The sequence below is a fragment of the Calidithermus chliarophilus DSM 9957 genome (assembly GCF_000430045.1).
Taxonomy (GTDB): Bacteria; Deinococcota; Deinococci; order Deinococcales; family Thermaceae; genus Calidithermus; species Calidithermus chliarophilus.
On sequence record NZ_KE387023.1, the window covers coordinates 692,742 to 708,028 of the forward strand.

Sequence of the window (15,287 nt, forward strand, 5' to 3'; positions counted from 1 at the left end):
CCCCGGCCGCGGCGCTACCGGCCCCGCGTCGGCCTCGTCGGCTGCGGGGGGATCAGCGGCTACCACCTGGCGGCCTACCGGGCGATGGGCCTGGAGGTGGCCGTGCTGTGCGACCGCCACCTCGAGCGCGCCCGAGCCCGCCGCGACGAGTTCTTCCCCGAGGCCGCCGTCTGCACCGACCCCTACGAGCTCCTCGGGCGCGAGGACCTCGAGGTCCTCGACCTCACCCTCCACCCCGAAGGCCGCGCCCCGCTGACGGAGGCCGCGCTCGAGGCCGGCAAGCACGTGCTCTCGCAGAAGCCCTTCGTGCTCGACCTCGACCTCGGCGAGCGCCTGTGCGACCTGGCCGACTCCCGCGGCGTGAAGCTGGCGGTCAACCAGAACGGGCGCTGGGCCCCGCACCTCGCCTACATCCGCGAGGCGGTGGGGGCCGGGCTCGTCGGCGAGGTGCTCAGCGTGCACTGCGGGGTGCACTGGGACCACACCTGGACCGCCGGGACCCGCTTCGAGGAGGTCGAGGACCTCGTACTCTTCGACTTCGGCATCCACTGGTTCGACTTCCTCGCCAGCCTGGCGGGCGCTCGAGCCCGGCGGGTGCAGGCCTCGCGCGGCTTCGCGGCGGGGCAGGCCATGAAGCCGCCCATGCTCGCGCAGGTGATCGTCGAGCTCGAGGGCGGCCAGGCCTCGCTGGTCTTCGACGCCCACCTCAAGCACGGCCCGCTGGACCGCACCTACGTCGGCGGGAGCCGGGGCTCGCTGCTGAGCACGGGGCCCGACCTGGGCCGGCAGGCCCTCGAGCTCCACACCGCGCAGGGCCGGGCGGTTCCCGCGCTCGAGGGCCACTGGTTCCAGCAAGGTTTCCAGGGTACGATGGGCGAGCTTCTGTGCGCTATCGAAGAAGGCCGTGAGCCCTCCAACGGGGGCAGGGCCAACTTATCCAGCCTCGCGCTCTGCTTCGCCGCCGTCGCCGCGGCCCGGGAGGGCGTCGCCAAGGTCCCCGGTCAGGTCCGGAAGCTGCCTTCCGTGCATTGGACGTAGGAGGTGATTCGAGAATCGAGTTCAGGTTTTAGCGCTCCCGTCGGCCTCGAGGCAATCCATACCCAGGAGGAAAAGATGAAGCTCAAGCAATTGGCATTCGGTCTGTCGGCATTGGCCCTCACGAGCGCGGCCCTGCTGGCCCTCACCCCGGCCCAGGCCCAGGCCAAGACCTACCGCATCGGCATTTCCAACGGCTTCGTAGGTTCGGAGTGGCGCACCCAGATGCTCGACGGCATCCGCGAGGTGGTCGAGGAGTACAAGAAGGCCGGCACCAACGTCGAGCTGGTGATCCAGAGCGCCGACGTGGACGTGCAGGGCCAGATCCAGCAGATCCGCAACCTCATCAACGCCAAGGTCGACGGCATCATCATCAACCCCAACTCGCAGACCGGCCTCAACCAGGTGATCCGCGAGGCCACCGACGCGGGCATCAAGGTGGTGGTCGTGGACCAGGAGGTCTCGGCCCCCACCGCCGTCAACGTCGCCATCGACCAGCGGGCCTGGGCCAAGGACAAGATGGACTGGCTGGCTAAGGCCCTGGGCGGCAAGGGCAACATCGTCGTGATCAACGGCATCGACGGCCACCCCGCCAACGAGGCCCGCGAGGCCGGCATCGCCGACTCGCTGAAGAATTACCCCAACATCAAGGTGCTCAACACCGCCAACGGCGACTGGGACCACGCCAAGGCCCAGCAGGTGCTCTCCTCCATCCTGGCCTCCCAGCCCAACATCGACGGCATCTTCACCCAAGACGGCATGGGCCAGGGCGTGCTGCGCGCGCTCATCGCGGCCAAGCCCCGCAAGATGCCCATCGTCTCGGGCGAGGCCTACGTGGGCTACATGAAGCTGTGGACCGAGATCAAGAAGAGCTACCCCGACTTCCGCTCCTACGGCCTGGCCAACCCGCCCGGCGTGGGCGCCTCGGGGCTGCGCGTGGTGATGAGCCTCATCCAGGGCAAGCAGCTTAAAGACGGCGTGCTGAAGGGCCCCTACAAGAACACCATCTACGTGCCCATCCCCGCCCGCGTCGACGACAGCACCCTCGCCAAGACCCTCGCCGACCTGCTGGCGAAGAAGAAGGCCGACACCTACACCATGGACGGCTACCTGACCCAGGCCCAGGCCAACGCGTACTTCAAGTAGCCGGGGGACGAGGGCGGGTGGCTCGCGGTTTTTGGCTCACGGCCTCGAGCCCCCGGCCCTCGACCTTCCGCCAACCGCCGGGGCGGGACTTTGGGGCCCGCCCCACCCCCGACCCCTTTGAGAGCGACAACGGCACAACCGCGCTATGAGTGAGACCCTTTTGCTCCAGGCCCAGCGCGTGAGCAAGCGCTACGGGGCCACCATCGCCCTGCAGGAGGCCAGCTTTGGCCTGCGAAAGGGGGAGGTGCACGCCCTGCTGGGCGCCAACGGCAGCGGCAAGTCCACGCTGGCGAAGGTGGTGGCCGGGGTGGTGGCGCCCGACGGCGGGGAGATTTGGCTGGGGGGCCAGGCGGTGCGCTTCCGCAACCCGCTCGAGGCCCGCGCCGCGGGGATCGCGGTGGTCTACCAGGAGCTCTCGCTGGTCGAGGACCTCAGCGTGCAGGACAACCTCTGGCTGGGGCACGAGCCCCCGGCCCGTTTCGGGCGGGTGGACGCCAGGGCCGCCCGCGCGCGCACCGAGGCCCTGCTGGGGCTGTTCGAGGACGTCGCCGGGCCGCGCTTCGCCCCCGAGACCCTGGCCGGGGAACTGCCCCCCGACGAGCGGCAGTTGGTGGAGATCCTCAAGGCCGTGAGCCTGGAGCCGCGGGTGCTGGTGCTCGACGAGGCCACCGCCAGCCTGGACGGGCGGCAGGTGGAGCGGCTGTTCGGCCTGGTCGGGGAGTGGAAGGCCAGGGGCTGGGGCATCGTGATCGTGACCCACCGCATGGAGGAGATCTTCCGGGTGGCCGACCGGGCCACGGTGCTCAGGAACGGGCAGGTCGTGGGCGAGGTGCGCATCGGGGAGACCAGCCGCGAGGAGCTCATCGGGCTGATCTCGGGGGAGGCCAGCCGGGCGCTGCACAGCGCCGAGGCCAGGGCGAGCGCCCCGGCCCGGCGCACGTCGCCGCTGCTGAGCCTGCGGGTGCGGCGGGGCCGCAAGCTGCGCGGGCTCGAGCTCGAGGTCTACCCCGGCGAGATCCTGGGCCTGGGCGGGCTGCACGGGCAGGGCCAGAGCGAGCTGCTGCTCAGCCTCTTCGGGGCGCTGCCGGGCCAGGACCTGAGCCTGCGGCTGGAGGGCCAGCCCCGCGCCTTCCGCCACCCCAGCGAGGCCATGCGGGCCGGCCTGGCCTACGTCCCCGGCGACCGCAACCGCGAGGGGCTGCTCGCGGCGCGCTCGATCCTCGAGAACTTCCTGCTGCCGAGCTGGAAGAGCTACCACCGCGGCCCCCTGCTCGACTTAGGCCAAGCCCGGCGGGCCGCGCTCGAGGTGGGCGAAAAGCTCAAGCTCAAGTTCGGGGCGCTCGACGACCGCGTGACCTCGCTCTCCGGCGGCAACGCGCAGAAGGTGGTGCTGGGCAAGTGGCTGCTGCGCTCGCCCCGGGTGCTGCTGCTCGACGACCCCACCAAGGGCATCGACGTGGGCGCGAAGGCCGAGTTCTACCAACTGCTGGCCGAGCTGCGCGCGCAGGGCCTGGGCGTGGTCTTCTACTCCTCCGACGACGACGAGCTGCTGAGCCTGTGCGACCGTGTGCTGGTGCTGCTCGAGGGCCGCATCACCGCCGAGCTGAGCCACGCGGAGCTCACCCGCGACCGCCTGATCCGCGCCAGCCTGGGCGTGAAGGAGGTCGTCAGCGGTGAGCCCTGACGCGGGGAAGGGCCCGCCCACCTGCCACCGGCCTCGAGCCACACGCCCCCTTCGTCCGCGTCACCCCTGCCCGGAACCTGATCCCGCCCTATGACCCTCCTCCGCCGCCTCCTCGCCCAACCCTACGCCCTGGCCCTGATCCTGCTGATCCTGGGGCTCGTCGTCACCGCCCTCTTCCAGCCGGCCTTCTTCACCCCCCGCACCTTCGCCAACAACCTCCGCACCTACCTGCCCCTGATCCTGCTGGCGGTGGGCCAGACCGTCGTGGTGCTGGGCGGGGGCATCGACCTCAGCCTGGGGGCCATCCTGACGCTCTCGAGCGTGGTCATGGTGCAGGCTTTCGGCATGGAGGCCGACCCCGGCCCCCTGCGCACCTTCGGCGGGGTGGCGCTGGGCCTGCTGGTGGGCACGCTGGCGGGGGCGGTCAACGGCTTTTGCGTGGCCTACCTGCGGTTGCAGCCCATCATCGCCACCTTCGCCACCTCCTTCATCTGGGGCGGGCTGGCGCTGTGGGTGCTGCCCCAGCCGGGGGGCAACGTGCCGACCGTGCTGCAGGACTTCGTGCGGGCCTATTTCCTGATGCCCTTCTCGCTGTGGGCGGTGCTGGCGATCCTGCTGGCGTGGGCCTGGTTTTTGGGGACGCGCTGGGCCCGCGCGCTCTACGCGGTGGGCGGCAACCCCCAGGCGGCCTTCACCTCGGGGCTGAGCGTGGAGCGCACCCGGCTGGGCGCCTACGCCGCGGCGGGGCTCCTCACCGGCCTGGGGGCCTTCTTCCTCACCGCCGACATCGCCACCGGCGACCCCCTCATCGGCGGCCCGCTCACCCTCGCCAGCGTGGTGGCGGTGGTGATCGGCGGCACCCGCCTCTCCGGCGGGGCGGGCGGCATCGTGGGCAGCATCCTGGGCGCGGTGGCCTACTACCTGCTCAAGAACGTGGTGGCGCTGTCGGTGTTCAACTTCAACCTCTCCCCGCAGTGGCAGACCCTCATCGACGGCACGGTGATCGTGCTGGCCCTGGCGGCTCCGGGGCTCTTGCGCCTGGTGCGGAGGCAGCCGTGAGGGGGAGCTGTCAGGCCTGTGGGGTGTGGCTCGAGGTTAAAGGCTTTTCCCACGGGCCTCGAGCCACCCGCCACGAGCCTTCTTTGACCTCTGACCCATGCCTATGACCCGTCCTCCCAACCCCCTCCCGACCCTGCTCCGCACCCCCCCGATGATCGCGGTGGGGCTGGCCGTCCTGCTGCTGCTGCTGGGCGAACTCGTGCGCCCCGGTTTCGCCGACTACGGCCAGGTCACCAACATCCTGCGCATCGCGGCTTTCTTAGGCATCGTGGCCATCGGGCAAACGCTGGTGATCCTGTCGGGCGGGGAGGGCATCGACCTCTCGGTAGGCGCGGTGGTGACGCTGGGGGCCATCATCATCTACCGCTTCACCGGCGGCTCCGACGCCCTGCTGCTGCCCGCGCTGCTGATCGCGCTGGGGGTGGGCTTCCTGATCGGGCTGGTCAACGGCGTCGGCATCGCCTGGGTCAAGATCCCGCCGCTGGTGATGACCTTGGGCATGATGGGGGTGGTCAAGGGCCTGATCCTGGTCTACACCGGCGGCCGCCCCCAGGGGGCCACCCCGCCCGTGATGAAGAGCATCATCTCCGACCCCTGGGTCCTGGGCATCCCCGGCGACGTGTTCATCTGGGTGATCCTGGGCGTGGGGGTGACGCTCTTGCTCCAGCGCACCGCCTACGGCAAGGCGCTCTACGCCATCGGGTCCAACCGCACCACCGCCCGGCTCTCGGGGGTGCGGGTCGAGCGCATGCTGATCCTGACCTACGCCCTCTCCGGGATGTTCTCGGCGCTGGGCGGCTTCGTGCTGCTGGGCTACCTGCAGAACGTCTTCATCAACTTGGGCGACCCGTACACCCTGCCCACCATCGCGGCGGTGGTGGTGGGCGGCACCGCGCTGGCCGGGGGGATGGGGGGCTACGCGGGCACCATGGCGGGGGCGCTGGTGCTGACGCTGGTCTCGAGCCTCCTCATCACCCTGGGCCTGCCCGAGTTCGGGCGCCAGATCACCTACGGCCTGATCCTGCTGGTGCTGCTGGCGGTGTACGGGCGCGAGCGCCGCCTGCGGGGCTAACCATGACCCGCGCCGAACGGCGACGCCTGCTCGAGCCCGCCGTCCAGGGGCCCGGCACCTGGGCCGACCTGGGCGCAGGCTCCGGGGCCTTCACCGAGGTCCTGGCCGAGCTGCTGGGCCCCGAGGGCACTGTCTACGCCGTGGACCGCGACCGCCGGGCGCTGGAACACATCCCCCGCCCGCCCCACGGCGCCCACGTCGTCACGCTGGCCGCCGATTTCACGGGCCCGCTCGAGCTACCCCCCTTGGGCGGCATCCTGCTGGCCAACAGCCTGCACTACGTGCGCGACGCAGCCGTCTTGTTGCGGCATTTGCGGGGGCTGTTGAAGCCGGAGGGCGTGGTGCTGGTGGTGGAATACGCCGACCGCCGCCCCAGCCCCTGGGTGCCCTACCCGGTACCACCTGCCCGGCTGGGCGAGCTAGCGCAGGAGGCAGGTTTCGAGGGAATGCGAGAACTGGGGCGGGTGGGCTCGAGCTTTGGGGGGAGCGTGTATTCGGCTTTGTTGTCGATGGTCGATGGTCGATAGTCGATAGCCGAACGCCCTGTTGAGATCAGTCATCCACTGGGGTTGTGCCCGGCCTGCAGGCCAACTACAGCCCCACGCCCCAGGGGACATCCGCTCGGTGGTCGCTGCCCCGCCCCGGCCGGGGTGTGCGGCTCACGGGGGAGGGGGTGAGGGAGGTGGCGCAGACGAGCATGCCGCCGGGTCAAGGTGCGGTCCGCACCCCCGCGTACGCGGGCACTGAGGCCCGGCGGCACGTCCGCGAGTCCCTCGGGGGAGCCCAGGGGGAGCAGGTTTCCGGCGCATGCCGGATCGCGTACCGCGATGCCCTCGCCACGTGGAATGGCCTCCCCCTCGCTCCCCCGACGGCGGAACCGCGGTCGCCAAACCAAAGCACCGCAAACCGCCCTTCCCCGCCAGCAAACAGAGAAAAAAGGCGCACACGCCCCTACGCGGTTCGCCAAACGGCATCGCTCGCAGAAGGGTCCAGCCGTTCGTGGCGCTCGAGGCTCCCCTCCACCGCCTCCCGGCTCAGCAAGGCCTCGCGCATGGCCTTGCGGGCGAAGAGCTCGAGCTGGTCGCCGTTGTGGGGCGAGCCCGGCTGCGAGCTGTTGCCGTAGCTCAGCAGCACCTTCGCCCGCACCACCTCGCCGAACTCCACCGCCGCCACGTAGGTCGTGCCGAAAGCCGTGTCCCAACGCCCGTCCGGGGCGGGAGCGAAGCCACTGACGCGGAACACCCCGAACGGGTCCAGGTGCCCGTGGCCCGGCACGTCGTAAGCCCCCCGCCGCGCCCGCACCACCTCGCCCCAGGGACGCTCGAGGGTGCCCGCCTCGCCCAGCAGGCCCAGGGCGGCCACCCGCAGCGCGAAGAGCGCCCGGGCCGGGTCGGCCAGCCCCCGCGGGGTGTCCAGCGGCCGGGCGGGGTCCCAGGGCTCGGCGACGAGGTTGGAGGCCAGCCGGTCGGCGGGCTGCATCGCCAACAGCCAGCGCGAGAAGAGGTCGGCCCCCACGCTCTGGGGGTCGAAGGCCCGGTCCCAGCGCTCGAGCACCCCCGCGGCCCGGCGCACCAGGGGGTCGGGGGCGTTCCGGGCGGCCTCCAGCAGCGGCGGCACGAGCCGGTCGGCCAGCTCCGAGCGGGTAGAACCGGCGGCCTCGACCATCTTCTCCAGCGTCGCCCCTCCCTGCGCGAGGGCGGCGAGCAGCCGGATCGAGCGCTGCTCACGGAAGATCATCAGTTGCGGGGCCACGTAAGGTGGGTAGTCCTCGGCCCGCAGCGCGGGCGGGAGGGTGGTGAACCAGGGCGGGTTGTTGGCGTTCTGCAGCCAGCCCGTCTCGGGGTCGAGCACGCGGGGCAGCTCGTCGTAGCCGTGCACCTCGTGCCAGATCAGGCTCGAGTCGTCCCCCGGCAGCGTGCTTGCCCACGCGCTCCAGTCGCCCCCGGGCCGCCGGGGCACCAGCCCGCCGAACAGGTGCAGCACGTGGCCCTCGCCGTCGGCGTAGAGCACGCTGAACATCGCGTTCTGCTGCTTCCGCAGCGCGGCCTCGAACCCGGCGAGGTCGTGGGCCTTGCCCATCGCCCAGTACTGCTCGAAGACGCCGGGGATGGGGGCCACCTCGAGCCCCACGCAGCGCACCGCCACCGGGCGGCCGTTCTGCTCGCCCACCACCGGCCCGTGGACCGAGCGGCGCACCTCGAGCCGCTCCTCGCGCAAGCCCCCGTCGGGCTGGCGCACGCGGAGGGTCTGGTGCCCCACCTCGAAAGGCCGCCACCGCCCGTCCAGCCAGTAGCCCTCCCCCTCCGCCCGCAGGGCGTAGGCGTCCCAGCCCTTGAGGGTGTTGACGGTGTGGGCCCAGCCCAGGCGCGGGTTGAAGCCGTAGCGCAGCACCGGCCATCCCACCTGCGCCACGCCGTAGAGCTCGAGGCCCGGCGCGTTGAGGTGGGCCTCGAAGAAGGTGTGGTAGTCGCCCCAGTAGAGGTGGGGGTTGGCCAGCAGCAGGCTGTGCCCGCGCTCGGTGCGGCTCGCCGCCACCGCCCAGGCGTTCGAGCCCGCGACCCCCGTGCCCATCGCCGGGGCGTCGGGCAGCAGGTCGGGGATGGGGATCACGTCGTTGAAGGGCTCCCCCGCCGGCCGCTGCCCGCCCAGCGTGAGGTAGACGAAGTAGACCCGCTGGATGTGGGCGAAGAGGTCCTCCACCGTCACGGGCAGCACCGGCCGCACCTCGGGGGCGAAGTGCTCGGGGTGCGCCCGGGCGAAGGCGTTGACGCCCCGCACGAAGGCCTCGAGGTTCGCCCGCATCGCCGGCGACTGGGCCTCCGCCCACCGCGGCGCCCGCTCCGGGATGCCCATCCGCCGCAACAGCCGGTCGCTCGGCAGGTACTTCGGCCCGAAGTACTCCGCCCCCCTCCCCCGCGCAACCCCGTACAGCCTGAGCAAGAGGTCCCCGTGCGCCTGGGCCTGCGCCCAGCCGAAGGCATAGAAAACCCCCGCGTCGTCGGGGGCATAGACGTGCGGGACTCCCCAGGTGTCCCAGAGGATCTCGGTATCGGAAGATGGCGTGGGCACGACTCAGTTTAGCGGGGAACAGTAATACCGGATTCAAAAAGATAATCATCCGATCCGAAGAGCCCGGAGGCTATCTTTTCGGATCCTAGAGCACACCCCTCCCTGACGGCCGGCGAAGAAAGCGTATCCCTTCCAAGGGGCGGTACCGCCCTCCGCCACGCGGATAACTTCGGCCGGCCGCCCCGCCTTGGCGGGGCGGCGTCACCGAACGGTGACGAACCAACCGAATCTGGTATAAGCCGTCAGCGGTCAGCTCTCAGCCGTCAGCGAAATTCCCCCCAGCCCCCCTTGCTAAGGGGGGAACAAGGCGTCTTGCGTCTTGCGTTTTGCGTACGACGTACGACGTACGACCCGCCCCCGGCGCCCGGCTATCAGCCATCCGCTCACTTCTGAAACGGCGTCCTAGGCAACCGGTGATAAATCTGCGCGTCCCCGTTGTCGTAGACCCGGTTGTCCAGCAGCAGCAGCGGCTGGCGGAAGCGCCAGGCGGTGTTGTTGGCCTCCTGGGTGCTCGAGTACAGGGCGTGGTAGGCGCGGGGGTTGTAGTCGCCGGTGACGAGGTTGTTGTCGTTGGGCAGGCCCAGGCCGTGGTTCATGTACCACGCGTCGTTGAGGCGGGTGGTGCGCCCGGCGTAGAGCAGGCTGCTCTCCTCGTAGCGCGCCCAGGTGCGGATGGCCTGGAGCTCGGTGCGGGTGTACTGGAGCCAGAGGTTGGAGATGTGGGGGTCGAGGGTGGCCTTGACCACGCTGAGGAAGCCGAAGGTCGTCATCACCAGCGCCACCAGCACCCGGGTGCGCGGCCCCACCAGCCGGGTCAGGCCCAGCACGAAGACGGGGGCGGCGAAGAGCACGAAGTAGGTGTACATGCGCACCTGCAGGTTGCTGCCGGCCTCGAGGCCCAGCAGGTCCACGGGGATCGCCACCGCCATCTGGAAGCCGAAGGCGCCGTAGAGCGCCAGCAGGAACACGCGGGTGAGCGGGGCCTTGGAGTTGCGGAAGACCGTGGGGGCCAGCAGCAACATCCAGGTGAGGAAGGAGACGCCGAAGAGGATCCAGCGGAAGGAGGAGATCAGGCGGTAGCCCAGCACGCTGGCCCAGGGGTCCACGTCCTGCACGTAGGGGTTGGACTCGGGCGTGAAGCTCAGGAAGAGGCTGCCCAGCTTCTCCACCGCCGTCTTGAGCAGGTTGAAGTTGTCCCCGGCCGAGGGGTAGATGTACCACATCACGATCAGCACCAGCAGCCAGGAGGTCGCGATGCGCAGCGTCAGGCGCTCGAGCGGCTTGCGGATGATGCCCCACTGCGAGGGGCGGAAGCGCAGGAAGACCCAGGCCACCACCACCGTGAGCGTGGAGGCCACGATGAAGGAGGAGCCGAAGAGGACGTTGAGCGAGGAGAGGGTGAAGGAGATGAAGTAGTAGACCGTCAGCCAGGAGGCGAAGAGCTTCCAGTTGCGCGCTTGGATCTCGAGGAAGCTCTTCAACAGCGCCAGCGAGGCCAGCAGCGTGAGCGAGACCGTGATCTTCTCGTGGTTGCCGCGCGAGACCGTGAAGACGAGCTCGGGCACCAGAAACAGCACCGACGCCGCCAGCAGGCCCAGCCGGTCGCTGCCCAGCCAGCGCCGGTAGGCGCAGAAGCCGAACAGCGCCAGGAAGAGGTTGCCCACCATGGGCGTGTACCAGCGCATCAGCTCGCCCACCGGCAGCCCGGTGAGGTAGGAGAGCGAGGCCATCCACACCGGGTAGGCGTAGCCGTGAGGGTAGTTCTTGGGGTTGACGTCCTGGCTGAAGCTGCCGTAGTGCTGCAGGTTGGAGATGATGCCGCTGAAGGCCACCGAGTCGATCTCGGCCCACTGCCCGCTGTAGCGCAGGATGAAGTAGCCGCCGAAGGCCAGCCCGATCCAGAAGGCGTAGGTGAAGGACGAGACCCGCAGGGGCTGGCGGGCGATGGCCCGCGGGGCCCACAGCAGGTCCTGCACGCGTTGGGGGAGGCGGGGCAGGTTCACGCGGCCTCCCTCCAGACCCGCCAGATGCCCAGCAGGCCCAGCATCAGCACCAACAGCGCGAAGGGCGCGGCCAGGGGGTTGGGCGGCTGGGCGGTGACGCGGGGGGTGGGGGCCACCTCGAGCCGCCCCACCTCGAGCCGGCGCTCGCCCAGCGTCAGCACCACCTCTTCAGGGCCGGCCGCGCGGGGGGCCCAGGGGATGGCCTCGCGGAAGGTGCGCTGGCCGGGCAGTTCCAGCCGCTCCCAGCGCTTGAGCACCTCCGGCTCGACCTTGCCCCACGGGTTGGTGCGCAGCGCCACGAGCTCGGCGGGGCCGGCCCAGGTGACGCCGCCCTGGTTGTGCACCTCGAGCTCGAGCACCGTGGGGTAGAGCTCGCGCAGCGTGCGGCTCTTCAGGCGGGCCACCAGGCGGGGCGGGGGGCTCTCCTCCAGGCTCCAGCGGCCCGTGGCCGCGGCGTAGCGCAGCACGTAGGTGCCCGCCCGCCCGGGCGCCAGGCTCCCGCGGCCCCTCCCCTCGCTCCACAGCACCAGGCGCAGGCCCTCGGGGGTGCGCTGCACCTCGCTCAGCCGGGCGCCGGGGTCTTGCAGCAGGGTGGCGCCGCCCAGCGGGCCCAGCCAACTGTCCAGGCGGCGGGGGTCGCGGCCGCCCTCGAGCCCCGGCAGGCGGCTGGCCCAGGGCTGCCAGGTCTCGCGGTTGGTGGGGACGGGCAGCTCGAGGCCGTGCAGCTCGGCCGCGCCCCGGCGCACCACCACCCCGGAGGGGCCGGAGTAGATGAGGAAGCCGGACAGGTAGTGCAGCCGCTCGAGGGGCTCGCCCGGCTTGGCGATGACCACCGGGCCCTTCTGCAGCGGCACCCGCTCGCGCACCCAACTGTCGATGTAGTCGTCGGGCTCGAGGTTGTAGCTGCGCAGCACCTGGCCCTGGCCCAGGTTCCAGACCCCGGCCTGGGCCCCCTTGAGGTGCACGCGCCGGTCCACGGGCGAAAAGTAGATCTCGGGCACGCGGTTGTAGGCCATGCTGTACTCGCCGCGGAAGCCCTCGGCCAGCCGCTGGGGGTGGATCTGGGGGAACTCGATGTAGGGCTGGTCGTAGCCGGGGGGCGGCACGTCGCGCAGGCCGTTGACCCAGTAGGCCAGCTCGGGCGTGTCCTCCACCGAGTAGTCGTAGATGCCCTCCGAGCCGGGCTCGCCCTGCGTGGACTCCACCAGCGTCACCGCCTTCCAGCTCTTCGTCGCCACCCAGGCCGGGTAGTCCCAGTAGGGCACCGCCAGCACCTCGTGGTCGCCCACCTTCACCCGCGTGCGCATCTCGTGGTTGCCCGCGACGGTGAGCGAGTAGCGCCAGTGGACGGGGTCGTCGGCCTTCCAGCTCATGCGGAAGGCCGAGCGGGTCGTGCGGTAGACCTCGGGGCCGAAGAGGCTCTTCTGGGGCCAGTAGTCGGCGCGCACCACCAGGTCGGCGTACTTGGGGTCGGGGGCGGTGCGGTTGAAGCGGTACCAGGCGAAGGGGGCCTCGAAGTCGGTGTAGGGGGGGAAGGACTTGGAGTTGAAGGAGAAGACCCCCGCGCTCTGGAAGCCCGACCAGGTGGTGCGGAAGGCGTGGGTGTTGAGCTCGTAGACCATGGGGCGGTTCTCGCCGAAGGGGTCGAAGCCCTGCACCACGCTGAGGTAGGGGAAGCTGGGCAGCAGGGGCTCGGCCAGCACGAAGGGCACGGCGGGGTCGGAGCGCACCCCGGCGCCGAAGCGGGAGTAGCCGCGGTCGGCGGAGGCGTCGTTGACGATGCGGGTGGTGTGCCACAGCGGCTCGCCGGGGCGGCTGGGGTTGGCGGCCACGCTGAGCCCGAACATCAGGCCCTGCTGCTCGTCGCTGGGCACGAGGCCCTCGAGGTCGAAGTTGGGCCGCCCGTCGCGCAGCAGCCAGTCCTCGTTCTCGTCGCGCGGCCACAGCTCGATGACCTGCTTGTGGGTGCCGGGGAGGATGTACTGCCCGGCCAGGGCCCGCACCTGGGCGCGCTCGCGCTGGTCGACGACGTAGATGCGCACCCGCGGCCGGTCCACCCGCAGCCCGAAGTCGAGGATCAGGTCGTAGCCGCCCGGGGAAAAGCCGAAGAGGAAGACGTCGCTGTTGGTGCGGCCCCACTGCCACCAGGGCTTGTTCCGGCGGTCCTCGGCGGAGATGGTGTGGCCGCGCGCCACCACCGCCACGTGCAGGGCGAGGCCGTTCCACTGCCCCTCCCAGCGGGCCACGTCGCCCTGGGCCCGTGCCAGCGGGAGGCAGAAGGCCAGGAGCAGCAGGCCCAGGGGGAAAGCCCACCGGGGCCTGGGCTTTGGCGGGGAGGCTCTCCTCATGCGGGCACCGTGTCGAGCTGCATCTGCCGGGCCCAGCCCTCGAGCAGGGCCAGGCTCCAGGTCTGGTAGGCGGCCTGGGTCGACTCCACGCGCGCCTCGGGCAGGCGCTGCCCCAGGCGCTGGCCCAGGGCCTTGAGCTGGGAACGCGCCCAAGGCTCCAGCGCCCCGCCCTCGCGCAGCCAGCCCAGCAAGGGGGCCTGGAAGTGGCGCTTGGGGCGGTGCAGCACCTCGCGGGGCAGCTCGGCGAAGCTCTGCTTCATCAGGCCCTTGAGCCCCCCGTCCATCAGGGCCTCGGCGCCCAGCCGCAGCACGCAGTCGAGGAGGTCGAGGTCTTGCAGCGGCACCCGCGCCTCCACGCTCGCGTTCATGCTGGCGCGGTCGAGGCGCTGGTTGTAGTGCTCGGGCACGTTGAACAGCAGGTCCATGCGGGCGGCGAGCTCCACCGGGCGCAGGGGACGGCCCGCCGGCGAGGGCAGGCGCTGGGCGCGCCCGTGCGCCTCCTCGAGCAGCGCCCGCAGGGTCTCGCCCACCTCCGCAGCGGGCAGCCCGGCCAACCGCGCCGCGGTCGCCGCGTCGAAGAGCACGGCCGAGCGCCGGGCGTAGCCCTCGAGGAAGGGCTGGCGCCACACGCTGGCCGCCCCGCGCAGGTTGTCGCGGGCGTCGCCGGGGAGGAAGGGCAGGCTCGAGGCCGCCCGTAGGGCCGGGCCCAGCAGGGGGATGCGGTCGTAGCGCTCGCCCTTCTCCACCGCCTGGTAGGTGGGGTAGCCCATGAACACCTCGTCGCCGCCGTGGCCGGTGAGCACCACGATGACCCCGGCGGCCCGCGCGGCCTGCGAGAGCAGCACCTCGCCGCGGAAGTAGGGCTCGAGCACCGGCTCGTCCATGCGGGCGAGCAGGTCGGCGGGGTCCTGGGCCACCTCGGCGGGGTCGAAGGGGATCTCGTGGTGCTCGAGGCCCAGCTTCTTGGCCTGCGCCGCGGCGAGGTCGGCGTCGAGCTCGGCCTCGGGGCTGCCGCCGTGCAGCGGCCGCAGGCTGAAGGAGGCCAGGGGGCCGGTGCGGGCGACCACGTGCGCGATGGCCGAGGAGTCCACCCCGCCCGAGAGGAAGATGCCCACCGGCACGTCGGAGAGCAGTTGCCCCTCCACCGCCCGCTCCACCGCCGCGCGCAGGTCGCCGGGCTCGACGTCGCGGGCTTCCTGCCAGGCGCCGTACTGGATGAAGCCGCTGCGCGGCTGGCGCCCGAAGACCCGCACCTCGCCGGGGCGGAGCTTCTTCACGTCCTCGAGCAGCGAGAAGGGCGCGGGCACGAAGCCCAGCGCGGCGTAGAGCGCCACCCCCTGCGCCGAGAGCCGCCCGCGGCTGTGGGGGCGCAGGGCCCTGAGCTCGGAGGCGAAGTAGACCGAGCCGCCGTGCTCGAGGTAGAGCAGCGGCTTGACCCCCAGCGGGTCGCGCACCAGCGTGAGCTCCTGCTTGTGCTTGTCCCAGACGGCCAGGGCGTACATGCCGTTGAGGCGGCCCAGGGTGCGCTCGAGGCCCCACTGCTCGAAGGCCTGCAGCACGGTCTCGGTGTCGGAGTGCCCGCGCCAGCCACCCGCGGGCGTGGCGAGCTCCTGCCGGAGCCGGGCCTGGTTGTAGATCTCGCCGTTGAGCATTAAGGTGAAGCGCTCGCCCTGCATGGGCTGGTTGCCCGCCTCGGAGAGGTCCTGGATCGCCAGGCGGCGGAAGCCGAAGCCGACGGGGCCGTCGTGGTAGGTCCCGCCGGAGTCGGGGCCGCGGTGCAGCACGATCTGGCTCCAGACCGCCAGGTCGGGGCGGGGTTTGCCTTGGGGAATGAGGTATCCGACGAAACCGCACATGAATGATCCTCCGGG

The 15,287-nt window shown here is 71.3% G+C and carries 10 protein-coding genes; 6 read left to right on the forward strand and 4 right to left on the reverse strand.

The features are described from left to right. The 6 genes from MEICH_RS0103395 to MEICH_RS0103420 form a co-directional block, all read left to right on the forward strand. Nucleotides 1–1,038 (forward strand): Gfo/Idh/MocA family protein (locus MEICH_RS0103395; RefSeq protein WP_027891443.1); only part of this gene is annotated, 1,038 nt, incomplete at its 5' end. A gap of 75 nt (nucleotides 1,039–1,113) precedes the next feature. Next, nucleotides 1,114–2,181 carry a substrate-binding domain-containing protein gene (locus MEICH_RS0103400; protein ID WP_084542158.1) on the forward strand — a complete coding sequence of 356 codons (1,068 nt, stop codon included), beginning with the start codon at nucleotides 1,114–1,116 and terminating at the stop codon, nucleotides 2,179–2,181. Nucleotides 2,182–2,326: 145 nt separating this feature from the next. Continuing rightward, nucleotides 2,327–3,865 carry a sugar ABC transporter ATP-binding protein gene (locus tag MEICH_RS0103405; RefSeq protein ID WP_027891445.1) on the forward strand — a complete coding sequence of 513 codons (1,539 nt, stop codon included), beginning with the start codon at nucleotides 2,327–2,329 and terminating at the stop codon, nucleotides 3,863–3,865. 90 nt (nucleotides 3,866–3,955) lie between these two features. Beyond that, nucleotides 3,956–4,924 carry an ABC transporter permease gene (locus MEICH_RS0103410; protein ID WP_027891446.1) on the forward strand — a complete coding sequence of 323 codons (969 nt, stop codon included), beginning with the start codon at nucleotides 3,956–3,958 and terminating at the stop codon, nucleotides 4,922–4,924. Nucleotides 4,925–5,027: 103 nt separating this feature from the next. Beyond that, a complete protein-coding gene (locus MEICH_RS0103415; RefSeq protein ID WP_027891447.1) occupies nucleotides 5,028–5,996 on the forward strand; it encodes an ABC transporter permease in 969 nt (322 codons plus the stop codon). Between the two features lie 2 nt (nucleotides 5,997–5,998). After that, nucleotides 5,999–6,523, forward strand: a complete 525-nt coding sequence (locus tag MEICH_RS0103420) for a class I SAM-dependent methyltransferase (protein WP_027891448.1) — start codon at nucleotides 5,999–6,001, stop codon at nucleotides 6,521–6,523. 424 nt (nucleotides 6,524–6,947) lie between these two features. Here the strand turns inward: MEICH_RS0103420 and MEICH_RS23435 are convergent, their stop codons facing one another. The 4 genes from MEICH_RS23435 to asnB all read right to left on the reverse strand — a co-directional run bounded on the left by MEICH_RS23435 (nucleotide 6,948) and on the right by asnB (nucleotide 15,272). Beyond that, nucleotides 6,948–9,065: a penicillin acylase family protein gene (locus tag MEICH_RS23435; RefSeq protein ID WP_051303880.1), complete on the reverse strand. Its 2,118-nt coding sequence runs from the start codon at nucleotides 9,063–9,065 to the stop codon at nucleotides 6,948–6,950. 383 nt (nucleotides 9,066–9,448) lie between these two features. Continuing rightward, on the reverse strand, nucleotides 9,449–11,068 hold the full coding sequence (locus MEICH_RS0103430; protein WP_027891449.1) for a hypothetical protein: 1,620 nt from the start codon (nucleotides 11,066–11,068) through the stop codon (nucleotides 9,449–9,451). Next, nucleotides 11,065–13,416 carry a hypothetical protein gene (locus MEICH_RS0103435; RefSeq protein WP_027891450.1) on the reverse strand — a complete coding sequence of 784 codons (2,352 nt, stop codon included), beginning with the start codon at nucleotides 13,414–13,416 and terminating at the stop codon, nucleotides 11,065–11,067. Before MEICH_RS0103435 ends, MEICH_RS0103430 begins: the two co-directional genes overlap by 4 nt. Further along, entirely contained in the window at nucleotides 13,413–15,272 is a 1,860-nt protein-coding gene (gene asnB / locus MEICH_RS0103440) for an asparagine synthase (glutamine-hydrolyzing) (RefSeq protein WP_027891451.1), read from the reverse strand. The genes MEICH_RS0103435 and asnB overlap by 4 nt, the downstream gene beginning before the upstream one ends. Nucleotides 15,273–15,287 lie beyond the last annotated feature (15 nt).